Here is a 26,092-nt window from a genome sequence, read left to right on the forward strand (position 1 = left end):
ACCCCTGTGTTTATTGTGCAGGGGTTAATACCTTGATTGGCAAATATACTTGTGCACTTAAACCGCCTTCTGGGCGGTTTTCTAGTTTTACTTTACCGTCGTGCATATCAACAATGCGTTTAATAATGGCAAGGCCTAAGCCACTACCTTCACTGCCACGTGCAGCATCGCCTTGCTTAAAGGGCTCAAACACAGACTCTAATTCGTTTTCAGGGATCCCAGGACCACTATCGTTTACAGCGATAACTACATATTTTTTGTTTGAATTAAAGTAACTAAGTACTTCAACATCGCCCTCAGAATAACGCAGCGCATTACCAATCATGTTGGTAATTACACGTTTAATAGCCACAGAGCTTAAGGGTATATTGCCTACATTTGGATTACTTTTAAACGTAATAGTACGTTGATGCTGAAGCTCAGAATTAACAACCTCGGCAACTAAAGCATTTATATCTTCACAACTTAGTTCTTCACGTTTATGGTGGCGTAAATACTCAATAAACTGATCGATAATCCCGTTCATATCTTCTATATCGTAAATAATACCTTCACGAAGATAGTCATCTTCATCAACCATCATTTCGGTGGCTAAACGAATACGCGTAAGCGGCGTACGTAAATCATGAGATACACCGGCCATTAGTAAGCGGCGGTCGTTTTCAAGTGCGGCAATTCCGCGCGACATTTGATTAAACGCGCGCGTTACTTCTATTACTTCTGTTGAGCCTTCTTCTTCTAATTTGGTAGAAAAATCGCCTTTACCTACTTTTACTGCAGCTTGTTGCAATGCTTTTAATGGCCTATTAAGGTGTCTTGCAAACAACCACCCACCCAAAACGCTTAAAAAGCCAATACTTGATAAGTAAAAAGTTAAAAACTCTAAGTTATTCTCTTTAAAGCCTTTAAGCGGTACTTTTACCCAATAACCTGGTGCTTGCGGTGCTTCAACCCAATAAATCAATGGATCTGTTTGGCTAATACGTACACGAGAAAAACCACCAAGTTGCTCAGTCATGCTACGCGATAGCATAGAATACTCGCGGCTTTGCCCAAGCCCTTGGCGCATTGCTTCGCGCTGCGTCATGACCTCAATGCCAGTGATTTCAAAAAACTTTGCAGATACTTCGTCGTTTATCTCAACGCCATCTTCCCAGTCAATAAATACCGTTTTAATTTGCTTAGCAAGCATCAAGTTAACTTGCTCAATGGTTGGTTTTACAACATAAAAACTAACCGTAACATAAGACACTATTTGATTTATTAGCAACAAAGCCGCCACTAAAAAAACAGTTTGCCCAAAAGCACTGCGCGGAAACATGCCCATAAATATTACTTTTCACCATCGGGAACAAACACATACCCCAAACCCCAAACGGTTTGAATATATCGAGGATTAGCAGCATCTACTTCAATCATGCGGCGAAGTCGCGACACTTGCACATCAATACTTCGCTCAAGCGCACTGTAATCACGCCCACGCGCTAAGTTCATTAGCTTATCGCGGCTAAGTGGCTCACGCGGATGCGAAACAAGCGCTTTAAGCACTGCAAACTCACCACTGGTAAGCGATATTGTTTTGTCCCCTTCACTCATTTCGCGCGTTGCTAAATTAAGCGTAAATTTACCAAAAGCGATTAAGTTTTCTTCAGCAGCAGGAGCACCTGGCACTTCTTTTGCGCGGCGGCGTAAAATTGCTTTTATGCGAGCAAGTAGCTCACGTGGATTAAATGGTTTTGGAATGTAATCATCAGCGCCAAGTTCAAGACCAATAATACGGTCTACTTCGTCGCCCTTTGCAGTAAGCATAACAATAGGAATTTCATTTTCTTTTTGGCGTAGGCGGCGGCAAATAGATAAGCCATCTTCGCCTGGGAGCATTAAATCGAGAACCATTAAGTGAAAGTTTTCGCGCTCTAGGAGTCTATCCATTTGCTCCGAGTTTCCTGCGGTTCTAACAATAAAGCCTTGCTCTACTAAGTAACGTTCAAGCAAACTGCGTAAGCGCATATCGTCATCAACAACTAATACTTTTGTGGTCTCGTGTCCCATAATCTCTTTCTTATTTTTATATCCAATTACTAGTTAATATAAATGAAAAACTTAATAATCAAAAACTAATTACTTGCTTAGATTGTTACTGAACATTTCAAAGCTTCCTTACTCGTACTTTATTACATTTTACGCTCGACAAATTTTGGCAAATTTAATAACGTGCACACCATTAGAGTTAATAAAGAATTGGCCATGAAAACAAATTTAGTTACCCGCGAAGGTTACTTGCAATTACAACAAGAACACGATCAACTATGGAACGTAAAACGCCCAGAAGTAACAAAAATAGTAAGCTGGGCAGCCAGCCTAGGAGATCGCTCTGAGAACGCAGACTATCAGTATAATAAGCGTTTACTGCGCCAAATTGACCGGCGTGTTCGCTACTTACGCAAGCGCATACCTGATTTAAAAATTATTGACTACTCTCCCGTGCAAGATGGAAAAGTATTTTTTGGTGCATGGGTTGAAATTGAAAACGAAGAAGGTGAAGTTAAAAAGTTCAGAATTGTAGGTCCTGATGAAATTTACGACCGTAAAGATTACATATCAATAGACTCACCTATGGCGCGTGCGTTGATTAAAAAACAAGTGGACGACGAATTTGAAGTGACCACTCCTCAGGGAAAAAAGCAGTGGTATGTAAACAGTATCGATTACCAAAAAAAGAAATAAAAAGTTTTGATTCAGATCATGTTAACTTTTGATTGTGTAAATTAAAGCAATAAGCTATAACTGAATTATTCAAGTTGATTTGTTTAATTTGAAAGCAGTTAATTAAGGTCGTGATTATGTCAAACATAGTACAGCGCATATTTAGTAATGCCGTATTGTTTGCACTTTTAATGAGTGTAAGTTTGACGCTGCATGCCAGCAACACTGACGTAAACCTTGATAACGCTAAACTATCTAATCACTTTATTACTTGTGATATTCCTGACCAAGCAAACCTCGATTTTGACGTGGACTCTCACGTTAACACTATTACCTATAGGTCGCCTCAACCACTTCCTAATGTCGTAGATTCTTTTTATAAGAGCACTAATCTAAACAGACCTTTTAGCACTGCATACCAACGCGGACCACCTAGCTATTTAATTTAATTCATTATTTTAAAACTTAATTAAATTTTATAACTACTAAGGTGACTACTATGTCTAACTTTAAAGAATTACGTACCCAAAATATTTCTCATGGCGTTATTGCTAGCACATTTGCAGATGATCAACCATTAATCGATTTATCTTCTCCAGCGCTAAAAATGGTGAATAACTTTACTCAAAAAACACCTATTCGTGCAGAGCATGGAACAACGATTACAGATGCGCTTAAACAAGTAAGTGCACAACAATCTGACTTTGTTTTAGTAACAGACGAACACCAAAAATTAATTGGCCTAGTTTCTAGCGCCGATTTACAAAGCTCTAAAATTACTATTATTGCAGAGCGCTTAAATATGCAACGAAGCGAAGTAAGCTTACGTGACATTATGACACCAGTTAGCCGCCTTACAGGTGTAAGTATGCAAAGCTTAAGCTACGCATGCATTGGTGATGCGCTGCAAACGATGGAGCATCAGGGCACAATGTTTTTATTAGTTACAACAGCGAGTAACGAAATTTGTGGTTTAATTTCAGCTCGCCAAATAGCTAAAACATTACATATTCCTGTACATATCTCACCTATTGCTCACTCTTTCAGTGAGGTATTAGAAAACATTGAGCACCCTCACTAGGGCGCTCTTTTAGTTGAATTGATTTGCTCCCGACCCAACCATCTTAAAGCAAGTAAAATAGCTTGCTTTAAGAGCTTTTCATTACTACCTCCTGTGATATTATTCAAGCAATTAACAGCGCCAGTAACACGCTTCTGGTCTTATTTTATTGTATAAAAAGGTTTTTGCATGAGCGATATCTCTGCACGTTTAGCCGGTGAGTTAAACGCACAGCAGCAACAGGTTGTTGCTGCAACAAAGTTACTTGATGAAGGCGCAACTGTTCCTTTTATTGCCCGCTACAGAAAAGAAGTTACAGGCGGCCTAGACGACACCCAATTACGCCTTTTAGAGCAGCGTTTATCGTATTTACGTGAACTAGAAGAGCGCCGTAGTTTTATTTTATCGACAATCGAATCGCAAAATAAACTAACGCCAGAGCTAAGTGCCGATATAACTAATGCACAAAGTAAAACAGAACTTGAAGATTTATACCTACCATATAAAGCTAAGCGCCGCACTAAAGGCCAAATAGCAATTGAAGCTGGTTTAGAGCCTCTTGCAGATGCACTATTTAAAGATGCTAACCTTGACCCAGAGCAACAAGCACAGCAGTTTGTAAGTGCTGAAAAAGGTTTTGCAGATACAAAAGCGGTACTTGAAGGCGCTAAATTCATCTTAATGGAACGCTTTGCTGAAGACGCAAAATTACTTGCTAAATTTAGAAGCCACATTAGCCAAAATGGCGCAATTGAAAGTACTGTGATTAAAGGCCAAGAGCAAGCCGGTGCAAAATACCGTGATTACTTTGAGCATCAAGAACTTCTTAAAAAAGTACCTTCTCACCGTGCGCTTGCAATGCTTAGAGCCCGAAATGAAGGTGTACTTCAGTTAAATATAAACCCAGAGCCTAGTGCTGAAAATTCAGCACAATTATGTGCAAACATGATTGCTGAGCATTACCGTTTAGATATTAAATATAAAGCGGCAAGTCCTTGGTTATTAAACGTTGTTCAATGGGCGTGGAAAGTTAAGCTAGGGTTACACCTAGAGAATGAGTTTTTTGCAGCAATGCGCGAAAAAGCAGAAGCCGGTGCAATCGATGTATTTGCTAAAAACTTAAAAGATTTATTAATGGCTGCACCTGCAGGCCCTCGTACTACTTTAGGTCTTGATCCAGGCCTTCGTACTGGCTGTAAGATTGCCGTTGTTGATAGCACAGGTAAATTACTAGCTACACAAACTATTTTCCCTCATGCACCACAAAATCATTGGGATAAATCAGTGCGTACGTTAGAGCAACTTTGCCGTCAGCATAAAGTTGAGCTAATTGCGATTGGTAACGGTACTGCATCACGCGAATCAGATAAGTTGGTTGCTGAGCTTATCAAAGCAAACAGCGAACTTAAACTTAGTAAAATTATGGTTAGCGAAGCAGGTGCATCGGTTTACTCAGCTTCTGAATTTGCAGCTAATGAATTTCCAGATTTAGATGTTTCTATACGAGGGGCTGTCTCTATTGCGCGCCGCCTCCAAGATCCACTTGCTGAACTTGTTAAAATTGAGCCAAAATCAATTGGTGTTGGCCAATACCAACATGATGTATCGCAAAGCCAATTAGGCCAGAGCCTTATTTCAGTAGTTGAAGACTGTGTAAACTCAGTAGGCGTAGATTTAAATATGGCCTCGGTACCGTTACTTACACGCGTATCTGGTTTAAACAAAACATTAGCGCAAAATATCGTTAATTATCGCGATGCTAACGGCACATTTACTAAACGTAGTGAGCTTAAAAAGGTTGAGCGTTTAGGGCCAAAAGCATTTGAACAAGCGGCTGGTTTTTTACGTATTAACAATGGTAGCGATCCACTAGATAACTCATCAGTACACCCTGAAGCTTATCCTGTTGTTAAACGCATTTGTGAACGCAATAGCTTAGATGTCAGTAACCTAATTGGTAACAGCGACTTTTTAACTAAACTTGCTGCTAACGATTACACTGACGAAAAGTTTGGCTTACCAACCGTTACCGACATTATTACTGAGCTTGATAAACCTGGTCGAGATCCTCGCCCTGAATTTAAAACAGCTGAGTTTAAAGCCGGTGTTGAAAAAATTAGTGACCTAAAGCCAGGTATGATTTTAGAAGGTGTGGTTTCAAACGTTGCTAATTTTGGTGCGTTTGTTGATGTAGGTGTTCACCAAGATGGTTTAGTGCATATTTCAGCAATCACGAATAAATTTATATCAGATCCGCGTGAAGTTGTTAAAGCTGGTGATATTGTAAAGGTTAAAGTTGTTGAAGTAGACGCTGCACGTAAACGCATAAGCTTTACTATGCGCTTAGATGACGATATTGACACAAGTAATAAGTCAGCAGCTCCAGCTACGCAAAAGCCACAAGCACGTGCTAATAATTCGCAACCTCGCGCTGCAAAGCCTAAACGTGACAACGGTAATGCGTTAATGGGCAATGCATTTGCCGATGCGTTCGCTAATGCTAAAGTAAAAAAATAATACTTGTACAACTAAGCTAAAACGAAAAAAACCGCGTAAGCGGTTTTTTTGTGGTTATGTTTTGCTAAATTATTAACTTAACGCTGAAAAACTACTTTGGCTCGCTGGCGATGTAGCCATTTGATAAAAGTTAGCAATACGCCCCGCCCGTGCCTCAACATCGGCATCACGTGTTTGCTCATCACTTTTAGCTGTTTTTGTATCGCTGCTTTCATCGCTAGAGAATGACGCTTCAAGTTTACTTTTTGCGTCTTCGTCGTCTTCTTTTTCAGGTTGTGCAAGCTCAGCTTGAGCCGCTGCTAGCTTTTGCGTAGCATCTGCAGCAATAGAGCGATCAGCTCCCGAAGGCTCTGCAGGCGCTAATGCGGCAGCGCGTACCGTTTGCATTTTGTCTATAGTCGCTTGCGGGTCACCCGGAATTTCTGATACATCTATTTGTACTTCTCCGCCAACTGCGTAGTTAGTACCATCTGGGCCACGTTGATATTCATAGCTTGGCGAGCCAGCATATTGCCCGCCTACAGAAGCGTGTGCTTGTTCGTGTATTCGTACTTCAGTATCCCGTGCTTTTAGCTCTGTAATTTGTTGTTGTTCTTGTTCTAATTGCAGCTCTTCTTGCTCAGATTCTTTTTTCTCGATTGCTTCACTTTCTTGCTCAGTGCCCTCTGGATTTTCTGGGTTTCCATCGCGCTGCTGAACTGACTTTTCGTCTGCTATTTTTCCCGTTGCGTTATACGTCGCACCATCGCTACTGCCTGGCAATTTTGCTTTTTCAGCATCACTTTGCGCTTTGGTTTCTGTGTTGCTTGCGCTACTAGATGCGGGAGCCGGAATAACTTCGCGTAGTTGGTTGTCACGCCGTGCGGTTTCCGTATAAACATTTGCGGTGTTTATATTAATAGACGGAAATGGCGTGACAATATTCATAATACTAAACTTTAATATCGATTAACGTGCCAAGTACATCATCGGCCGTTTGAATTGATTGCGTATTTGCCTTGGCATTAAACTCTTCAACTTTTAAGTTAACAAGCGCTTCATCAACACGAGCTGGTTGTGCTACTGGTGCAGTAATCGCTTCTTCAGGGCGTGCTGCCGTAAGCTGACGTTGCTGCGCTAATTGCGCGTCATCTTGTTGTTCTATACTGGCACGGTTAATCTCAGCACTGGCTTTTTCAATACCTTGGCTAGCTCGGTTAAACCCTTCTATACCACTATTAAATACTGATCCGATTGGCATATTAAAACCTCCACCAAATAAACATTGTTTAATTATCGCTCAGGTTCTGCTCAAAATAAAGCTTTAAACAGCGCTATTTTTAGCTCTATTTTAAAGCATTGATTTAACGACAGATAAGAACTCACTTTTATGAGAAATAAATGGTGCATGGGACGCTTTATCTAGTACTTCATATTCAAACTCAGCATTTAGTGCTGACATTTTGCTAATAGCTTTATAAGGTACTAAAGCATCAAGGCGGCCAAATACTCCTCTAATAGGGACTGGGCAATGAGTAAATAAGTCACGTAAATCGTCGTTTTGTAAAATATCTAAACCAGCACTCAGGGCATCGCTTTGGGGTGCGCTGTACTGATTTAGTAATTGTTTAAGCTGCTTTATATCATCACGCGCCGACTCGCTACCCATTGCTTGAATAGCTAAAAAGCGCTCTATTGTTTTTTCTCGATGATTAACTAATTGCTCTTTAAACTGCGCCAATACATTCGCTTTTATTCCAGGCCAATTATCTGCCTCTGCAAAAAAAGGAGTCGATGCTATTAAAATAACTTTAGATACCTTTTCAGGCCAATGCTTCGCAATATAAAGTGCAAATAATCCACCTAACGACCATCCCATTAAAATGCTCTTTGGCTTTAATTGCTTACTTAAAATTTCTGCTGCATCATGCAAAGTATAAGGGCTTGGGCACACATCGCTATTACCAAACCCAGGTAGGTCAAGGCTACGTACATTTCCTGAATATAAAAACTCAAGTTCTGGCTGTACTAACTGCCATACGCCCTGATTCATTCCCCAACCATGTAATAACACTAACTCATTTTGCATATTTGCCTAACCTTTACCAAACTTAGGCTCATCATAACGTTTAGAAAGGCGATTGCAATGCAAGGAGCGAGTCTGTGAAACAAGCCGTTTTAAATTGGTTATTTCCCTCTTATTGCGTGCAGTGTCAAAACTCGATTACGACCTCTTTAGGGCTATGTGATTATTGCCTTGAAGATTTACCATTGTTTGATTTTAGTAAGCATACGAGCTTATTGCATCGACCTGATATTATTGAGATGTTTCCTAATTGCGAGTTTGATAAATTATTTGCATGCGCTTTTTATCAACCTCCCTTTGAGCATTGGCTTAAAAGGCTAAAATTTAATAATCAAATTCATTATAAAAAGGCATTGCAGCAAATTATACAAAAACAGTTAACGCAGTTTTTTGAGCAAAGCCCTAATTTGCCAGATACCTTTATTATTTTACCTCTTCATAAAAGCCGCTTTATTACTCGCGGATTTAATCAGGTAAGCCAAGTATGGCAACCCTGTTTAGCTAATTACGCCCCACTAAGTAATGTTCTTATTCGCGATAAAAAAACACAAGCTCAGTCGGAGCTATCCAAAGCAAAGCGTATAAGAAACTTAAAAAATGCCTTTATTTGTACACAAGACATGGCAGGTAAAACAGTCGCTATTGTTGATGATGTGATGACGACAGGGGCAACATTAAACGCAGCTACTAGTGCACTAAAACAAGCAGGCGCTAAACAAGTGTGGGCTTTTACAACTTGCTTAACGCCTATTTAATTATTAAAAAGTATTAAACCAATCCGCAATAATACTTAATCATTTTGCGGGGCTAAACGTGTCGCTACCTGTGTTAAAAAATTCTCATTTACGACTGCATGGATGCAGAAGGTAGAGCAATCCAGGAGCAATTGCCGAGAACAACTAATTAGCGAATTTTTTGCCTAGCTATCAACACGTTTTTCCATCCTCAAAATAGATTACTTAATTAAGCTAATTGGTATTATTCGCCATTTGCACGAAACGTATGGCCAAAAAATAAAGCGTTGCTTAGTAGTCGACTAGTCCCATACCAGTAACCCCTAAATACAGGGTCGTCGGTCATACCTATCACTGTACCTCGCCCGTATGAGTGCGCAATTAAGCCAGCACCACCAGCAACTTGCTCAACATTAACAGCATCGGTAAAACCCGCTAACAATGGCTTTTTAGTATAGGTAAGTACATTTACGAATGGCGCATCGGAAGCTTCTAGCAACCAAGTACTGTTTTTGAATACGGGCAATGTATTGCGTTTAAGTGAAAATGTAAGTGGGTGAGTTAAATCTACATTAGTATTAAAAATAGCTCCTGCAATGCGTTGACGCCCTGCTAAATGGTCCTTATCGGCGTAGCTTAAACCTTTTGTTTTAAATGCACTCGCTACATCTTGTCGTGATAGATAGCTTGCTTTGAGTAATTGCTGATCAGCTAAAAATTTAGCACCGCCTTTATGGCCCCAAATAACGCCGCCTTTTCTTACCCAGCTTTTTATAGCCACTTTGTCGGTATCAGATAAGCTATTGTAGTTACCATGAGCAAGTACTATATGGCTGTAATTACTGAGTTCAATAGAGTTTAAACGCTCCATTTCAACAATTGTTGGCGCAACACCTACAAAGCGATCGAGGTAATACCATACTTCCCCAGCTTCGTACTGGCTTACACCTTTACCACCTACCAATAATACTTTTGGCTCGCTAACAACCGCCATTGTACGAGACCCTAAATCGGCTCCTTTGCTTGTAAGCCCTGAGTTAATAGGCTTGATTGCAATTCCAAACTCGTTTTGTGCTTTATTTAATATTCCCACCCAATCATTATTCGTTTGTAAGCCTGCTGGCACAATAATACTACCAGCATCAAAGCTTACTTCACTTGAGTTTGATTTGGCTGTTAATGGGCTTAGCGCTACACGCGCTTTAATACCTTGCTTTAACAGGCTGTTTAGCATTTTAGGTGCTAGGTAATCATCCCACGAAAAGCCAAACGCATAGCCTTGCTCAAGTGAAGCAAAAGAAGGTTTTACCGCTTTTTGCCACGGTTTACTTGCAACCTCTAAACCCCAACTGCTTTTTACTTTTGCAAAAGGTAAGTTAAACGCATGCGCTAAAGTCCAGCCAGATACGTCATAAAAGGTGTTATCAGCAAAGTTTTTTTGCTCGCTAAAAATAGCTTTTATTAGGCGGTACTGTGGCTGGGCTAAGGGCACAAAGTAGCTATTGGTTGTATAGTTGTTGCCATTTGCCTTGAGTGATTTAGTAAGCGAAAAAGCATCTATTTGATGCTGTTTTAACAACCCTAAAAAATCTTTAATACGAGTGTTGTCATCCGCGCCCTCAATTACATAACCTTCAAAGCTTTCATCACTGGCTAAATCAGTAGCTTGATTATAAAACTTAGCTTGGTAATCAAGTAATGCTTGGCGGTTATCAACAGCGGCTTTAAAGGTAGATAAACTCGTTAATAGTTGATTTTTAATAGTAAAGGGAAAGCTCAAAGGTCCATTTATGGTGTCTTGGATATGCCCGCGAGAACTGGCTTGCTCAAATAAAATACCTACACCACCATTTACATCGGGATAGGTTGAACCTTTACCGTAATAGAAGTCGTCAAAGCTTTCTTCGGTAAAGTACAGTGCGTTGTTTTCATCTAACGTTTTTGCGTGATAGTTAGCAATCGCTTTAGTTAACGTTACATTTTCATCCGGTGTTATAGGATGCTTACGACTAGGGATACCTGGCTGAAAAAAGTAACTGCTGTTTGGTCCCATTTCATGAAAATCTGTTAAGACATTTGGTTTCCACTGATGAAATTTAGCAATACGCGCGCGCGATTCAGGATGTTGTAGTAATAACCAGTCACGATTTAAATCAAACCAGTAATGATTGGTACGGCTACTTGGCCAGTTTTCAACATGTTCACGGGTTTTAGGGTCGCTTGATAAGTTCATACCTCGGTTACTGTTAGCCCAATTAGCAAAACGAGCAAGTCCGTCAGGATTAAGCGAAGGGTCGAGTAAAATAACCGTGTTATTTAATAACTCATCTATTTCAGTACCTTGTGCAGCAGCTAAGTAATATGCCACCAGCAAAGATGAGTTACTACCTGATGACTCATTACCATGCACACTGTATCCCATCCATACAACGGCAGGCTGTTTTGTAGAATTAGCATCTGATCCATCGTTACTTAAGCGTGCTAAGTGAGCTTGGCGTGTCTGCTCTATGCTTGATAACTTGTCAGCTGCTGTAATTGTTAGCATGACAAGTGGGCGTTGTTCATGTGTGCGGCCAATCACTTCAAAATTTATACGGTCGCTTTTATCAGCAAGTATTTCCATATAACGTACTAGCTGATCGTGCCTCACATGCCACTCTCCTACTTCGTAACCGAGTACTTGCTCAGGGGTAGGAATTGAAGGGTCAAATTTTACATCTTGTTCAAAATAATACGAAAGTGGCTTAGCTACACTTGAAAAGCTAAGCAACACCACCATTAATGTTAATACCAAACGCATATAAATCACTCAAAAAATGTTCGTTGTTTGCACGCTACCATTGCTTAAAATAGATGCCAACTTTTTACGCTCAACACTAGCCGCAACACGATGAGCGGAGTATGATACGCAGTATCCGAGTAATTTAGTCAAGTATAGATGGTTTTATGATTTCTATTTCCGAAACAGCGCAAGCGCATTTTGCTAAACTATTAGCAGATCAATCACAACAAACCAATATTCGTGTGTTTGTTGTAAACCCTGGTTCATCACAAGCGGAATGTGGTGTGTCTTATTGTCCAGAAGACGCTGTAGAAGCGAGCGATATTCGCCTAAACTTTAACGGTTTTGATGCCGTTGTAGATGCAGAAAGTGCGCCATTTTTAGAAGAAGCTGAAATCGATTTTGTTACCGACAAAATGGGTACTCAGTTAACGCTAAAAGCACCAAATGCAAAGGCGCGTAAAATAGGTGACGATGCATCGTTAAACGAACGTGTACAGCACATGCTAGAAACCGAAGTAAATCCACAACTTGCTAACCACGGTGGTCAAGTAAGCCTTGTTGAGATTACAGCTGCAGGTATAGCTATACTTCAGTTTGGTGGTGGTTGTAACGGTTGCTCTATGATCGATGTAACACTAAAAGAAGGCATTGAAAAAGAAATGATAGCTAAGTTTGAAGAAATCACCGGTGTTGCTGATATAACAGAACACGAAGCGGGCGATCACTCTTACTATTAGGCCTTGTAAATGCTAAAGCAGCTTATCTATCGCTTAGGGAGCAATCCTAAGCTGAGCTTAAAGCGCTTTTTTCGCGGCTTAGCACTATTTGTGCTAGCCGTGATATTCATATCTATTGGGTATTACACCCACTACAGCTTACAAATAATTGGCGTTATAATTTTACTCCCAGCACTATTTTTTGCCGGTTGGGGCTACTGCGGTATTTTTGCTAATCGTTTTTCACAAGTTTTAAAAGATATGGGCCCTAAACACCACGACCCCGATCTCTGGAAATAAATCATTTATTTAATCTAATAGCTGATTATTTATTTTTAAGTGGTGATATTTAATTATCAATGTAACCCCGCGCATTAACATAAAACAGCTCATAGCCAGCCATAACCCGTTATTTTGCCAGTCTATAAACACCCAAAATACACCAAAAAAGCCAACTCCAGCTGAAAGTATCATACTGTTACGCATGTTCTTTGCTCGCGTAAGCCCTACAAAAACACCATCAAACAAAAAGCAGCTCATGGCTAAAATTGGTAATACTATTATCCATGGTAAATAATGCGTTGCTTCTTGAATAACCTCTGGCACATTAGTTAAAAGCTTGATTATGGTATTGCCAAATAATGCAAAAAATAGGCTATATAACACACCAAAAAGCATACCCCAGAATACGCTTATTTTAACCCACAGCTCTATATTTTTAACACTTCCTTGGCCTTTAGCTTGCCCTACTTTTGCCTCAGAGGCGTAAGCAACACCATCAAGAGCAAAGCTCACCAACATTAAAAAGTTAAGTAAAACAGCATTAGCAGCTAATGTGGTTTCGCCTATACGGGCTGCGTAAAATGTCATAAAACTAAAGCATAATTGCAGTGTTAAAGAGCGAATAAATATATCTCTATTCAAACTCAATAATTCAGCCATTTTGCTAATACTCAACCAATTCGGTACATTTAGCTCAACGCCTTGTTTTTTAGCTAGTTTAACTACTAAAAACAGCGCAAATACTAGTGCTGTATAGTCAGCAATAAGTGACGCCCATGCAGCGCCTGCAACTGCCCAATCTAAATAAACAACAAAATAAATATCGAGCACTATATTAACAATATTAGTGACGAGTAATAAATAAAATGGACCTCGACCATAATGCACACCAAGCATCCACCCCAGTAACACTAAATTACATAATGCTGCTGGAGCACTAAAAATACGAATGCTAAAATACTGATAAGCTTGGGCAAGTACGTCGCCATTGGCGGCGGAGAGGTAAGCTATAGCGTGCTTTATTAATGGGGATAACACAATTAATAGCACAGCCACTGCGCTTGCAAGTAATAAGCTTCGTTTAAGTAAAGCGGCAAGTTGGGTTAAATCGTTTTTTCCGTATGCTTGTGCCACGAGTCCCGTGGTGCTCATTCTTAAAAAACCAGCAAGCCAAAATAAAATAGATATAACTGCAGAGCCAAGGGCAATACCCGCTAAGTAATGAGCGCTTCCTAAGTGCCCAATTACAGCAGTATCAACAATTCCTAACAACGGCACTGTGATATTTGATAGTATCATCGGACCCGCTAACAACAGCAAGCTTTTATGGTGTGCCTTATTATGTATAAGAAATTGTTTCATTTAGTGTTATTTATCCTCATTAGTGTATCTGTACGGGCTCAAGCAGCCGTTATTTTACAGTATCATCATGTTAGTGAAACCCTACCCGCTGTCACGAGCGTTAGCGCAAATACATTTACGGAGCATTTAAGCTATTTAAAAGAGCACAACTTTAACGTTATTCCTCTTAATGAGTTAATTAGCGCGCTTCAACAAGGTGAAACTTTACCTGATAAAACACTCGCCATCACCTTTGATGATGGTTATAACAATAACTATGAACAAGCTGCGCCTATTTTAGAAAAGTTTGGCTACCCGTACACTATCTTCGTAAATCCTAAATTAATAGACGAAGGCATGAATTACGTAATGGGGTGGGATAAGCTTAAAGAGTTATCTAAAAAAGGGGCATTAATAGCCAATCATAGCGGACAACATGATTACTTACACCTTAAGCTTGAAAACGAAACCGATGCACAATGGCAATCACGTATTAAGCAAGATATTCTTAGCTCTCAAAAGCGCATAAAAGAAGAAATAGGCCACGACTATAAATACTTAGCATACCCGTATGGTGAGTTTAATAACGAGCTGCAAGCACTCGTGAAAGAGCTTGGTTTTGTAGGTATTGGCCAGCACTCAGGCGCTGTAAATAAAGATTCTAATTTTAGCCGCTTACCGCGTTTTCCAGCATCAGGCTTTTACAGTAAACTAGAAACCCTTATTACTAAGCTTAACTCACGCGCGTTTAATATCACCAATTTAACTTATCAAGATAGCGTTACACAGCAAAATCCACCCACGCTCACAATTGAATTTAAGATGGGTGATTTTCATAAGAGCCAATTTGCCTGTTATGTATCAAGCGTAGGCCAAGCAGATTTAAAATGGATAACTAAAAATACTGTCGAAATAACCTCACCAAAGGTGCTTAATAAAGGGCGTTCTCGTTTTAATTGCACGGCCCCTTCTATTTCAAGCCCTGGTGATTACTTTTGGTTTTCGCAGCCTTGGGTAATAGAAGCGCCTAAACCTTAACAGCCTGATGTAAAAGCCGCTGGGTTATTTTATCCAGCGCAACTATCTCGTCAGCTGCATTTAGCTCAGCAGCTGCTTTAGGCATACCCCATACCACAGACGAATACTCATCTTGAGCCAAGGTATGTGCACCGTTTTGTTTTAGTGCAAGTAACCCTTTTGCGCCATCACTCCCCATTCCTGTTAGTATGGCTGCAACTACGTTTTTAGCCCCAGTTTCAACTAATGAGTTAAACAACACATCTACCGCAGGTTTATGTCTGTTCACCGGCTCGCCATCATCAAGCTGGCAATATAAGCTAACACCTCGTTTTTTAATACTTAAATGAAACCCACCCGGTGCTATATAAGCCCAGCCCGCGCTAAGCTTATCGCCATGTTCAGCTTCTTTCACATTTATCGTGCATGTACGATTCATTCGCTCAGCAAATGAAGCGCTAAACACTGGAGGAATATGCTGAGTAATTACAATTGGCGGGCAATTTTGTGGCATTTTAATAAGTACTTCTTTTATAGCCTCAGTCCCTCCCGTTGAAGCACCTATCGCTATTACTTTATTAAGTAAAAACTGAGAATGAGTATTAATAGGCTCATTTGTGACGACCGTTTTTTTATAGCTTCTTACTCTTGCTCCAGCAGCTATTCGCACCTTTTGTTGAACAAGTGATGCATATTGGCTCAATTGCTCTCTTACGTTATTAGTAGGCTTAGCTATAAAATCAACAGCCCCTAATTCGAGTGCTTCTAGTGTGATAGGAGAGCCTTTTTGTGTCAGTGTTGAAATCATCACTACTGGCATTGGTCTTAATCGCATTAGGTTTTTTAAAAAACTAATACCATCCATTTTTGGCATTTCTACGTCGAGCGTTAATACATCAGGACTGAGTTTTTTTATCATTTCGCGAGCTTCATAGGGATCCTCAGCACTCCCCACTACTGTAATGTCTTTAGCTTGTTGTAATATTTCAGTGAGTAAACGCCTAATTAAAGGGGAGTCGTCAATTATTAATACTTTAATCATGCATACTCCTAAAACAGCTCTATATCGGTTACTACTTCTTGCTTTTTAAGGTTTTGTAAGTAACGGACTTCGCGTTTTTCAATCGTATTATTATGTAGGTTTTTAAGTTTTTTCATATGAACTTTACCGGTATTCGGATGAAAAAATATTTTCCGCGGCCACGGCCCCCCCATATCATGGGCAACTAGATTTAATGCCTCTTCTTTAATATACGCTGCTGCAAAACTAATATTACCCAACCCTATATCAGTCATCGCACTAATAATTTTCCCCCCGCCAAAAAGTTTTACTTTTAGGTTACACCGAGACGCGCCATTTTTTAAAACTTCGTTTATAAGATACTCCATAGCCCAATTACCGTACCGACAACTTAAACTATGCGCATTTTTAAGTTCTACTCCCTTTTGAATTGGTAACATAAAGTGATTCATCCCGCCAATACCAAGTACTTCATCGTATACACAAGCCGCAATACACGAACCCAGAACTGTAGAGATCAGTTCATTATTTTTAGAAACATAAAACTCACCCGGAAGTACTTTAGCTACAACGCTACCTCGGCCCGAATCCCAATATCGTTTAATGTGTTCAAAGTTAGGTAATACCGGCCTAAACTCAGCGTGCATTTTGTCCCTTTTGGTACATAGTTTTCCCTAAGTTTTTGAATTGTGAATGCTCTTTACCCATACTTTCTGAGTGACCTAAAAACAAATAACCTTGTTCATTTAATATATTAGCGTAGCGCTTAAAAAGCTGATCTTTTGTTTCTTTATCAAAGTAAATAACAACATTACGACATAAAATAAGATCAAATGATCCTTTCATTGGCCAGTCTTGCAATAAGTTTAAACGCTTAAAAGAAATAGACTCTTTTAGTTTATCTCTAACTTTATAATTTTCACCGTCTTTGCTTTTTAAAAACCAACGCTTAAGTTGCACGTCATCTAAGCCATTAACATTCGCTGCGGTGTAAATACCTTTTTGTGCTTTTGCCAATACATTAGAATCTAAATCGGTTGCTAGTATTTTTACATCCCAATTGCTCGGAAATGCGTTATTTAAAGTCATCGCCAAACTGTAAGGCTCTTCCCCTGTGGAGCAACCTGCAGACCAGATTCTTACTCGCTTACTGTTTTTATTTGCCTTTAAAAGAGCAGGAACAAGCTCAGATTTTATAAATTCAAAGTGATGTATTTCACGAAAAAAAGACGTTAAGTTCGTTGTTATCGCATTAATAAAGGCATCAAACTCCTGATCTTTATGACTATTCAGATACTCTAAGTAATCTTTAAAATCAGTTAATTTACGCTCCCTAATACGTCTTGCTAAGCGTGAATAAACCATCTCTCGCTTATGATCCCCTAATACAATTCCACATGCGCTGTAAACTAAGCTGGCAATTTCCTTAAAGTCGCGGTCGGTACACAAAAACTCTTTCATTGTTCGCTCTCAATTAAACCTAACGCTAACAAGTAGTGCCTCGCTGTAACTATTTATTAGACGAGGCATAAAAAGGCTAAATATTAAAACTCTTCCCACTCATCAGCTGAGTCTACAAAGTTATCGCCCCTGGGCTTATTACTCACAAAACGACTTTGCGGCTCATGAGATAGTTCAGGGGTTCGCATAGTTGATGACATCATTATCATCTCTTGCTGATCTACTGAGAAAAAGTTAAGTAATCGGCGCATCTCATTAGCTTGCTCAGCCATAGACTCACCAGCAGCAGAGGCTTGCTCTACTAGAGCGGCATTTTGTTGCGTCATTTCGTCCATTTGAGAAATAGCTTTATTAACTTGTTCAATACCTGCACTTTGCTCTTCAGATGCCTCTGTAATATCAGAAATCATTTGCGTCACTCTTTGCACCGACACAACAATCTCTTTAAGTGTAGCGCCCGACTCATTAACTAATTGAGAGCCATCAGCTACTTTGCCTACACTATCTCGTATTAACTCTTTAATTTCTTTCGCTGCGCCCGCAGAGCGCTGCGCTAAGTTACGAACCTCACCTGCAACAACCGCAAAGCCTCGACCTTGTTCACCGGCTCTTGCTGCCTCCACTGCGGCATTAAGCGCTAATAAATTCGTTTGAAACGCTATTTCGTCTATTACACCGATAATATCTGCAATTTTTTTGCTCGACTCATTAATTGCCGACATGCTCGTAACTGCTCTATTAACAACTTCACCACCTTGAATCGCTTTTTCACAGGTTTCTTCTGCTAAGTCGTTTGCTACTTTTGCGTTATCAGCATTTTGACGAACGGTACTGGTCATTTCCTCCATACTTGAAGCGGTTTCTTCAAGTGACGAGGCTTGCTCTTCTGTACGTTGGCTTAAATCAGCATTACCTTGAGAGATTTCCTCTGCACCACTGGCTACTAACGTTGCCGATGAATTAATGCGATTAATCACTTCTGTTAATTTATCTGCCGTTGCATTTGCGTCGCGTTTAAGCTTATCAAAAGAACCTTTGTATTCTTTTTCAATACGTTTTGATAAATCACCACTTGCCATCGCATCGAGCATATTGCCAGTGTCGGCAACGGCATCATCAACTATTTTAACTAAGCTATTTAACCCTTGGGTCAAACGTAAAAAGAACCCTTCCTTCCCATCTTCCGCTACTCTTGTATCTAATTCGCCATTACCTGCAGCGCCAATAAGCTCAGCGATTTCTTTTTCAAGCGCAACTTCATTGGTTCTATCTTCCCACTCAACAATGGTGCCTAAATGCTTTCCGTCTTGACTGATCCAAGGTGAAGCAATCAAGGTAAAAGTGACACCTGCTAACAGTAGCTCGGCTTTATAGGGCTTATCTAGGTTTTTTAATAAATCACGTTGATGATTAGGGTGCTTATGAAAATCATCAACACAGGTGCCAATTAAATTATCAACAGAAAAGCTTGGCAATACGGTTTGTAATTCTTTTTCGCGGACTTTTAGCATTTGCTGAACACGGTCGTTCACAAATACTATTTTAAGGTTTTCATCAGCAATCATTACGTTTGCTTGGCAAACTTTAAGCGCATTTGCTAAATCGGCTGCTTTGCGAGATGCTTTTTCAAGCTCTTTTTGTTCAGTAATATCAGATGCATATTTAATCACTTTAAACGGCTTGCCGTTCATATCATAAATTGGGTTATAAGATGCTTGAATCCAAACCTCCTGACCCTGCTTTCCTATTCTTAAATATTCCCCAGAATCAAATTCACCGCGACCTAGTTTGGCCCAAAATTCTTTATATTCGATACTATTTGCATGTTCGGGATCAATAAAAAGCCTATGGTGCTGGCCTTTAATCTCGCTAAGTTGATAGCCAAGCGCATTTAAAAAGTTATCATTGGCATCAATAATAGTGCCATCTAAATTAAATTCGATAACCGCTTGAGATTTACTTATAGCACTAATTTGCCCTGAAGCTTCTGCTGTTATTAACTTTTGCTCAGTCACGTCGGTGGCAAACTTAACTACTTTTAATACTTGCCCTTGCTCATCAACAATTGGGTTATAAGTTGCTTGGATCCATACCTCAGCTCCACCTTTTGCATTACGCTTAAACTCATCTGAGATAAACTCGCCATTACGCAGGCGTTGCCAAAAGTTTTTATAATCGTTGCCCTGAGCTTCATCTGGGTCAACAAACATCGAGTGATGCTGGCCTTGAACCTCCTCAAGACGATAGCCCATCGCGTTTAGAAAATTCATATTTGCAGTAATTATTTTTCCGTTAGGTTCAAATTCAATCACCGCTAATGATTTATTCAATGCGTCTACAATTAAATCATTACTTGATTTTGACTGCTTTGGATTACTAAACCATCCCATGCTCATCACCACCTTTAAGTTTATTATTCATTTAGTTTCTATTTGCTAAATATTCATTGTTTTTTGCAGGTCAATTAGCGCTACCATTTTTTCACCAACATTCACCAACCCAGCTACATATTCACAATTACTCGATTCAGACAAACTAGGAACTGCTTTAGCATCTTGCTCCGCAATACTGTAAACATCAGAGACGGCATCAACAGCAACACCTATAATTTTACTACCTAGTTCAAATTCTATTTTGACAACGATAACCACCGTTAATGGTCCATAGTCGACACTTGGTAATCCAAAGCGTAACCGTAAATCAATAATTGGCACTATTGTTCCGCGTAAATTAATAACGCCTTTTACAAATTCAGGTGCATTGGGCAGTACTGTAATTTCTTCCCAACTGCGAATTTCTTGTACTGTTAAAATATCAACGCCATATTCTTCATCAGCCATAATAAAAGTTAAAAACTGTTTTACACCTTGCTGTTGCTGAAGATTTAATTGGTTACTTAACTGGCTTTGATCTGAGCTCATAACGCCTCCAAAGTGGCTTGCGTTTCAATAGTTAGTTCTTGGCTACCTGGCTTTTTTAAGCCTGAGAGCTTTATCAAGCCGCTAATGTCCACAATCAGCGATACACGCCCATCTCCTAAAATAGTGGCTCCCGATACGCCATCCACTTTATGGTAGTTTGCCTCTAAACTTTTAATAACAACCTGCTGTTGAGACAGTAAATCATCAACTAATAAACCCACCTTTTGGTTATCTGTTTCTACAACAACAAGCAGCGTTTTATCGAGTGATTCAATAGCATTTTTATGATTAAAAATATCGTAAAGCCTTAAAATAGGAATGTATTCGTCTCGAAGCCTCAATACATCAAGGCTTTTACCCACTCGACTCACTTTTGCAATATCAATTTGCAGTGACTCCACAATAGAAATGAGCGGAATAATATAAGTATGCTGAGCCACCTTAACTAATTGCCCATCTAAAATAGCGAGAGTAAGGGGTAATCTAATAGTAAACGTAGAACCAACACCGGGCGCTGAGGTTACTTCCACTGAGCCATTTAATGATTGGATATTTCGCTTAACAACATCCATCCCAACTCCACGTCCAGATAAGTCACTTACCTCATCCATTGTCGAAAAGCCCGGCATAAAAATAAGCTCATTTATTTCATCGTCACTGAGATGGTTATCAGCTGAGATTAATTCGTTAGCGATGGCTTTTTCTTTTATTTTTTTTGTATTTAACCCTTGTCCATCATCCATTATTTCAATAACGATGTTTCCACCCTGATGAAATGCATTTAAGGTTACTGTGCCAACGGGATCTTTACCTGCCGCCAGTCTTTGCTCAACAGTCTCTAACCCATGATCAAGTGAGTTCCTTACTAAATGCACCATAGGGTCAGATATTTTTTCCATTACTGTTTTATCAAGCTCGGTTTGCTCTCCGATCAGCTTTAGCTCAACCTGCTTATTTAGCTTTTGCGCTATATCTCGCACCAATCGAGGAAAACGACTAAATACAAAATTAATTGGGAGCATACGAATACGCATCACATTTTCTTGTAAATCACGCGTATTATGTGCAAGTTGTGCTAAGCCTTCTTGTAGTAAAGTGATTGTGGCTGGTGTGATTTCTTGTTCGCTGAGTTGATTTAGCATGGCTTGTGTAATAACAAGTTCACCTACCATATTTATTAACGAATCAACTTTATCAATGCCAACACGTATAGAGGTAGACTCTGGTGTACTTGCAGGTTTTTTATCTTTATTAGCAACGGGTTGCTGTGGCTTACTTGGTAACTCAGCTACTTTTATTGAATCGGGTTCTTCAAGCTCAACAGCTTTAGGTATCTCATCTTGATTAGGTGGAATTGGCTCATCATTACCAAATAAGCCGCCACATAATTCAACTTTTATATCGGCATCGTCTTCAACCCATTCAAACACTTCTTTTATGGCTTTTTCATCATGGCTAGTGCTTAAAAAAAAGCGCCAATGTAAAAAACATTCATCACTACTTAAATCGGTGATTTCTGGAACTTCATCGTAAAATACTGTGGTTTCTAACTCACCTAGCTCTTCAAGCTCACTGATCATATACAGTGGCTCGTTTCCTGTTTTAAATAAATGATGATGAGGTTTAAAGTCTATTTGATAGGTATTACTACTTGTTTGCTCTTCACAGCTTTGAGGTTTATTCTCATGTGTTTCATTTTTCATTCCAAGTACATGTTCAAATTGTACTTTTAACAAATCTGCTTCGGTTAAATCTGGCTCTTGTTCACCTTGAAGTGCAGCAAGTAAAGCGCGTAAGCAATCCACAGCTTTGAGTAACAAATTAACATGCTCGGTACTAAGCTCTCGTTCACCTTGGCGAATTTGATCGAGTAATGTTTCAAGTACATGAGTAAAGTCAGCAACGGAGCTAAAACCAAATGTCCCACTGCCTCCTTTTATTGAGTGAGCAGCTCTAAAAATAGTGTTGATAGTTTCTAAATCTTCCTCACCTGGCACTAAGTTTAATAGCTCAGCCTCCATGGTATCTAGGCCTTCAAAACTCTCTTCAAAGAAAACTTCAAAAAATTGACTTAAATCTATACTCACACTGCGCTCCTTAGCGAATAACTTTTTTAATTACCGCTAGTAGCTGATCGGGATTAAATGGTTTAACAATCCAGCCTGTTGCCCCAGCAGCTTTACCTTCTACTTTTTTTTCTAAACCCGACTCAGTTGTAAGCATCAGTAATGGTGTAAATTTATAACTAGGCAAAGTACGCAGCTCTCGTATTAATGTAATTCCATCCATTATTGGCATGTTTACATCTGAGATCACGGCATCAAAGTCTTGCTGCTTGGCAATAGCGAGAGCTTCACTGCCATCTTTAGCTTCGGTTACATCAAACCCTGCGGTTTTTAATGTAAAGCTCACCATTTGACGCATCGATGCTGAGTCATCAACCGCTAAAATTCTTTTCATATATACCCCTAACTTTTACTTTCGGTTGTTAAGTATTGGCTTAAGCCAAGTTTATTGATTGTATGTGTTAAGGCCTCGCTACTGCCTACCCAAATGATTTTGTGCTGTATGGTAAGTAGGTGTTTTTGTAAGGCGCATAAAAGTTGAATTGAGGCAGTATCAGCAGAAATTACATCGTTAATATCAAGACAGATATCATCGTTGCTATTGAGTTCGTGCAGTAAATCTTGATGTAGTGTTTCAACTTGCGTAATAACAAGTTCGCTCGGAAGTTTTAGCATTTTGTAGGTGCATTCCCTGTCAATTCAATTCATAACAAAAGCTTAGCCCTAGTTATTAAAATTGCCATAAAATGCTTAATTAAATTTAAATCGTCGTTAAAAAACAAAAAAAGGAGCCTAAAGCTCCTTTCAAATTGGTAAAAAGTAAAAACTAGTTTTTGTAGTAATCGGCTATTTTTTTAAACTCTTGCGTTAAAATCGTCGCGTTAATTAATGGCACACTACCTTGTTTAAATTCTGGTTTAAAAATAGCTCTAACGGCTCCATTTTGATCAACCATAGCGACCGAAGCACTATGATCAACTGCATATTCTGATTCACTACTATCGCTAATCGCGTAAATTAAACCAAGCTCTCTAACAACAGGAAAAAGGTGTTTATGTTCCCCTGATACAGCTAAAAAGTCAGGATTAAAGTAATCTATATATTGCTTTCGTTTAGCTGGTGTATCGCGTTTTGGATCAACCGATAAAAACCAAATTTGTAGCGGATAATCTGCCTGTAAGTTTTTATAAACAGCATTTAACTTAGCAAGTGTTAATGGACAAATATCTGGACAGCTTGTGTAGCCTAAAAATACTAAATTCCACTGTCCTACAAATTGTTGCTTAGTCACTAATTCACCACGCTGATCATTTAACGTAAAATCAGACAGTGGCTTTGCATTTTCGTAAACTAATGCATCTACATCTGGCGGACTATTTTCATTTGAGCATGCTGATAAAAACAAAACTAAAACAACAATTAATCCAAGCCATAACTGCTTCATAAAGGGAGCCATTTATCTATAAATAAGATTACAAAGAGTACCATTAAATGAATAATCGAAAAACGGAATAAGTCCATTGCAGTCTCATCATTTCCAGCAATTTTTAATTTGACGGCTTTATATATAAACACTGCATTTAATACACACGCACCTATTAAATATATTAATCCAGACATACCAATTAAATAAGGTAATACGCAAACTACAGCGAGTAAAACGGAGTAGGCAACGACGCACGTTTTACAAAAGTCGATTCCATGGGTTACTGGTAACATAGGAATTTTAGCGCGTTCATAATCACTTTTTCGTGCTATAGCCAGCGCCCAAAAGTGTGGCGGAGTCCAGGTAAATATTATCATTACGAGTAACCAAGGGGCTGCTGCCATTTGGTTTGTTTCTGACACCCAACCTAATAATGGAGGCATTGCGCCAGCCAACCCACCTATAACAATATTTTGCGGCGTTGCACGCTTTAAAAATGATGTATAAACAAATGCATAACCTACCAATGCAAATAACGTTAATATAGCGGTTAAGGTATTAGCGCACACCATCAGCATAATAAAACCCGCAACCCCAATAACAGCTGCAAAACAAAGCGCATGTGTTTTACTTAAACGCCCTTTAGCCACAGGGCGATGACGAGTCCTTGCCATTTTTGAGTCTATCTCACTATCAACCACATGATTAATAACCGCTGCAGCAGCAGAAAGTAGCCCTATACCTAACAAGCTAATAAACTGTACAGCCATACCTCGCCCTACATCAGGAGCCAGCGCTAAACCAACCCAAGCTGTTAGTACCAGCATGGCTACCACTTTAAATTTACTAATTGCTAAGTAGTCTTGTAGCAAATTATGAGTACGCGAAATTAGCGATTGAGCATTAACGGGTAGCAGTATTTTTTTATCAATTATAAGTGCCATTATATTTCCCCTTTATGTGCGTGATTTTAGGTAATAACACAACCTAACCATGCTTAATAATAGTATGGCAGCCATCAAGTTATGCGCCAATGCAACTCCCAACGGAATATGCCAATGTACTAAAATAAGCCCTAAGCTAATTTGGCAAAGCAGAACAAGTAATACACTCACCACGCAATTTTTAATTTTTTTAGAGTACGCTTGGCTGTATATTTTCCACATAATTAGCGCCAGAACGATGCAAGTAACCAGTGCCCAAATGCGGTGTAATAAATGAATAGACATACGCGCTTGCTGCGATAACACACCAAACTCATAATTACTGTGCTCAAGTGGTAATTGAAATACGCTACTCAATGAAAACGGTTGTGCGTAATTACACAATGGCAAACCACTACAATGAGGAGCGGCGTAATTTGCAGCCAGCCAACCACCTAGTGCAATTTGGATAATTAATACACTGAGCGCTACTAAACTTAAAGCAAAATAGCGTTTTGCGCCGCTATCGCCACCCATAATAGGTTTTGCGGTTAGCCGTAAATATAAAAGCGTTATAAGTGACAAAATACTAAAGCCACCTAATAAGTGGCCCATTACAATAAGCGGCTGAAGGTTCATGGTTACTGTCCACATACCAAGGGCAGCCTGAAATACCACGAGTAGAAGTAAAGCCAAAGGCAATTTAACTGGCGTAGTTGGATATTGGCGTTTTAAAAAAGCCAACACAAATAAACCTAAAATAAGTAAGCCTAAAGCACCTGCAAAGTAGCGATGAATCATTTCTTTCCACGCTTTTGCGGTTTCGAACATCATATCGGGGTAGCTTTGAGTTGCTAAGGCTATGTCAGCCTCATGCTTAGGTACCGTTAAAAAGCCATAACAACCAGGCCAATCGGGGCACCCTAATCCTGCATCACTTAAGCGGGTGTACGCACCTAAAGCAACTACAATCAAAGCGAGTAATCCTGTTATTAATACTAAGTTTTTATAATTTTTATACATCAGATACTCCAACTTAAGCTCAACTTAG

General features: G+C 39.5%; 26 protein-coding genes. 8 read left to right on the plus strand and 18 right to left on the minus strand.

The genetic code is table 11. The features are described from left to right. Positions 1 to 10: 10 nt before the first annotated feature. Complete coding sequence (envZ, locus tag H5122_RS17235; protein WP_182682727.1) at positions 11 to 1,327, minus strand: two-component system sensor histidine kinase EnvZ; 1,317 nt, start codon at positions 1,325 to 1,327, stop codon at positions 11 to 13. A 5-nt stretch (positions 1,328 to 1,332) separates the two neighbouring features. Then, on the minus strand, positions 1,333 to 2,052 hold the full coding sequence (ompR, locus tag H5122_RS17240; protein WP_002959552.1) for a two-component system response regulator OmpR: 720 nt from the start codon (positions 2,050 to 2,052) through the stop codon (positions 1,333 to 1,335). A gap of 195 nt (positions 2,053 to 2,247) precedes the next feature. Here ompR and greB point away from each other — a divergent pair, with 195 nt between their 5' ends. The 4 genes from greB to H5122_RS17260 all read left to right on the plus strand — a co-directional run bounded on the left by greB (position 2,248) and on the right by H5122_RS17260 (position 6,283). After that, complete coding sequence (gene greB / locus H5122_RS17245; protein ID WP_002959554.1) at positions 2,248 to 2,727, plus strand: transcription elongation factor GreB; 480 nt, start codon at positions 2,248 to 2,250, stop codon at positions 2,725 to 2,727. A gap of 116 nt (positions 2,728 to 2,843) precedes the next feature. Beyond that, the gene (locus H5122_RS17250) at positions 2,844 to 3,155 is read left to right on the plus strand and encodes a hypothetical protein (RefSeq protein WP_024595748.1); all 312 of its coding nucleotides are present in this window, start codon (positions 2,844 to 2,846) and stop codon (positions 3,153 to 3,155) included. Positions 3,156 to 3,205: 50 nt separating this feature from the next. Beyond that, the gene (locus H5122_RS17255; protein WP_024595749.1) at positions 3,206 to 3,787 is read left to right on the plus strand and encodes a CBS domain-containing protein; all 582 of its coding nucleotides are present in this window, start codon (positions 3,206 to 3,208) and stop codon (positions 3,785 to 3,787) included. 168 nt (positions 3,788 to 3,955) lie between these two features. Continuing rightward, positions 3,956 to 6,283: a Tex family protein gene (locus H5122_RS17260; protein WP_165724173.1), complete on the plus strand. Its 2,328-nt coding sequence runs from the start codon at positions 3,956 to 3,958 to the stop codon at positions 6,281 to 6,283. Between the two features lie 72 nt (positions 6,284 to 6,355). On the opposite strand, the gene H5122_RS17265 is transcribed toward H5122_RS17260, so the two are convergent. The 3 genes from H5122_RS17265 to bioH all read right to left on the minus strand — a co-directional run bounded on the left by H5122_RS17265 (position 6,356) and on the right by bioH (position 8,351). Continuing rightward, positions 6,356 to 7,210, minus strand: coding sequence for a putative metalloprotease CJM1_0395 family protein (locus H5122_RS17265; RefSeq protein ID WP_024596112.1), 855 nt, complete (start codon positions 7,208 to 7,210; stop codon positions 6,356 to 6,358). 4 nt (positions 7,211 to 7,214) lie between these two features. Continuing rightward, entirely contained in the window at positions 7,215 to 7,523 is a 309-nt protein-coding gene (locus H5122_RS17270; RefSeq protein ID WP_002959563.1) for a hypothetical protein, read from the minus strand. 90 nt (positions 7,524 to 7,613) lie between these two features. Then, on the minus strand, positions 7,614 to 8,351 hold the full coding sequence (bioH, locus tag H5122_RS17275; RefSeq protein WP_024596111.1) for a pimeloyl-ACP methyl ester esterase BioH: 738 nt from the start codon (positions 8,349 to 8,351) through the stop codon (positions 7,614 to 7,616). Positions 8,352 to 8,425: 74 nt separating this feature from the next. On the opposite strand from bioH, the gene H5122_RS17280 reads away from it, so the two are divergent. After that, positions 8,426 to 9,103 carry a ComF family protein gene (locus tag H5122_RS17280; protein ID WP_024596110.1) on the plus strand — a complete coding sequence of 226 codons (678 nt, stop codon included), beginning with the start codon at positions 8,426 to 8,428 and terminating at the stop codon, positions 9,101 to 9,103. A 223-nt stretch (positions 9,104 to 9,326) separates the two neighbouring features. Here the strand turns inward: H5122_RS17280 and H5122_RS17285 are convergent, their stop codons facing one another. After that, the gene (locus tag H5122_RS17285) at positions 9,327 to 11,882 is read right to left on the minus strand and encodes a M14 family zinc carboxypeptidase (protein ID WP_182682728.1); all 2,556 of its coding nucleotides are present in this window, start codon (positions 11,880 to 11,882) and stop codon (positions 9,327 to 9,329) included. Positions 11,883 to 12,028: 146 nt separating this feature from the next. Between H5122_RS17285 and nfuA the strand changes: the two genes are divergently transcribed. Continuing rightward, the gene (nfuA, locus tag H5122_RS17290; RefSeq protein ID WP_002959571.1) at positions 12,029 to 12,604 is read left to right on the plus strand and encodes a Fe-S biogenesis protein NfuA; all 576 of its coding nucleotides are present in this window, start codon (positions 12,029 to 12,031) and stop codon (positions 12,602 to 12,604) included. A gap of 9 nt (positions 12,605 to 12,613) precedes the next feature. Beyond that, complete coding sequence (locus tag H5122_RS17295; protein ID WP_002959572.1) at positions 12,614 to 12,883, plus strand: hypothetical protein; 270 nt, start codon at positions 12,614 to 12,616, stop codon at positions 12,881 to 12,883. A gap of 9 nt (positions 12,884 to 12,892) precedes the next feature. Here the strand turns inward: H5122_RS17295 and H5122_RS17300 are convergent, their stop codons facing one another. Continuing rightward, positions 12,893 to 14,164 (minus strand): MATE family efflux transporter, encoded by a 1,272-nt coding sequence (locus H5122_RS17300; RefSeq protein ID WP_259395786.1) that lies wholly within the window; start codon positions 14,162 to 14,164, stop codon positions 12,893 to 12,895. A gap of 42 nt (positions 14,165 to 14,206) precedes the next feature. On the opposite strand from H5122_RS17300, the gene H5122_RS17305 reads away from it, so the two are divergent. Then, complete coding sequence (locus tag H5122_RS17305) at positions 14,207 to 15,244, plus strand: polysaccharide deacetylase family protein (RefSeq protein ID WP_182682730.1); 1,038 nt, start codon at positions 14,207 to 14,209, stop codon at positions 15,242 to 15,244. On the opposite strand, the gene H5122_RS17310 is transcribed toward H5122_RS17305, so the two are convergent. The 11 genes from H5122_RS17310 to H5122_RS17360 all read right to left on the minus strand — a co-directional run bounded on the left by H5122_RS17310 (position 15,234) and on the right by H5122_RS17360 (position 26,064). Next, on the minus strand, positions 15,234 to 16,265 hold the full coding sequence (locus H5122_RS17310; protein ID WP_024596107.1) for a chemotaxis response regulator protein-glutamate methylesterase: 1,032 nt from the start codon (positions 16,263 to 16,265) through the stop codon (positions 15,234 to 15,236). The genes H5122_RS17305 and H5122_RS17310 overlap by 11 nt on opposite strands. A gap of 8 nt (positions 16,266 to 16,273) precedes the next feature. Further along, positions 16,274 to 16,891, minus strand: a complete 618-nt coding sequence (cheD, locus tag H5122_RS17315; protein WP_039489124.1) for a chemoreceptor glutamine deamidase CheD — start codon at positions 16,889 to 16,891, stop codon at positions 16,274 to 16,276. Continuing rightward, positions 16,881 to 17,705 (minus strand): protein-glutamate O-methyltransferase CheR, encoded by an 825-nt coding sequence (locus H5122_RS17320; protein ID WP_182682731.1) that lies wholly within the window; start codon positions 17,703 to 17,705, stop codon positions 16,881 to 16,883. Before H5122_RS17320 ends, cheD begins: the two co-directional genes overlap by 11 nt. Before the next feature lie 83 nt (positions 17,706 to 17,788). Continuing rightward, the gene (locus H5122_RS17325; RefSeq protein ID WP_182682732.1) at positions 17,789 to 20,095 is read right to left on the minus strand and encodes a methyl-accepting chemotaxis protein; all 2,307 of its coding nucleotides are present in this window, start codon (positions 20,093 to 20,095) and stop codon (positions 17,789 to 17,791) included. A 45-nt stretch (positions 20,096 to 20,140) separates the two neighbouring features. Next, the gene (locus H5122_RS17330; RefSeq protein WP_002959588.1) at positions 20,141 to 20,626 is read right to left on the minus strand and encodes a chemotaxis protein CheW; all 486 of its coding nucleotides are present in this window, start codon (positions 20,624 to 20,626) and stop codon (positions 20,141 to 20,143) included. Beyond that, positions 20,623 to 22,713, minus strand: a complete 2,091-nt coding sequence (locus tag H5122_RS17335) for a chemotaxis protein CheA (protein ID WP_002959591.1) — start codon at positions 22,711 to 22,713, stop codon at positions 20,623 to 20,625. Before H5122_RS17335 ends, H5122_RS17330 begins: the two co-directional genes overlap by 4 nt. A gap of 10 nt (positions 22,714 to 22,723) precedes the next feature. Beyond that, positions 22,724 to 23,086, minus strand: a complete 363-nt coding sequence (locus tag H5122_RS17340; RefSeq protein WP_002959593.1) for a response regulator — start codon at positions 23,084 to 23,086, stop codon at positions 22,724 to 22,726. An 8-nt stretch (positions 23,087 to 23,094) separates the two neighbouring features. After that, positions 23,095 to 23,367: an STAS domain-containing protein gene (locus H5122_RS17345; RefSeq protein ID WP_182682733.1), complete on the minus strand. Its 273-nt coding sequence runs from the start codon at positions 23,365 to 23,367 to the stop codon at positions 23,095 to 23,097. Between the two features lie 151 nt (positions 23,368 to 23,518). Next, positions 23,519 to 24,136 (minus strand): SCO family protein, encoded by a 618-nt coding sequence (locus tag H5122_RS17350; RefSeq protein ID WP_182672562.1) that lies wholly within the window; start codon positions 24,134 to 24,136, stop codon positions 23,519 to 23,521. Continuing rightward, positions 24,133 to 25,062, minus strand: coding sequence for a heme o synthase (gene cyoE / locus H5122_RS17355; protein ID WP_182682734.1), 930 nt, complete (start codon positions 25,060 to 25,062; stop codon positions 24,133 to 24,135). Before cyoE ends, H5122_RS17350 begins: the two co-directional genes overlap by 4 nt. A 12-nt stretch (positions 25,063 to 25,074) precedes the next feature. Next, positions 25,075 to 26,064 carry a heme A synthase gene (locus tag H5122_RS17360; RefSeq protein WP_182682735.1) on the minus strand — a complete coding sequence of 330 codons (990 nt, stop codon included), beginning with the start codon at positions 26,062 to 26,064 and terminating at the stop codon, positions 25,075 to 25,077. Positions 26,065 to 26,092: the final 28 nt, after the last annotated feature.

The sequence above is a fragment of the Pseudoalteromonas sp. SG43-8 genome (assembly GCF_014164245.1).
Taxonomy (GTDB): Bacteria; Pseudomonadota; Gammaproteobacteria; order Enterobacterales; family Alteromonadaceae; genus Pseudoalteromonas; species Pseudoalteromonas distincta.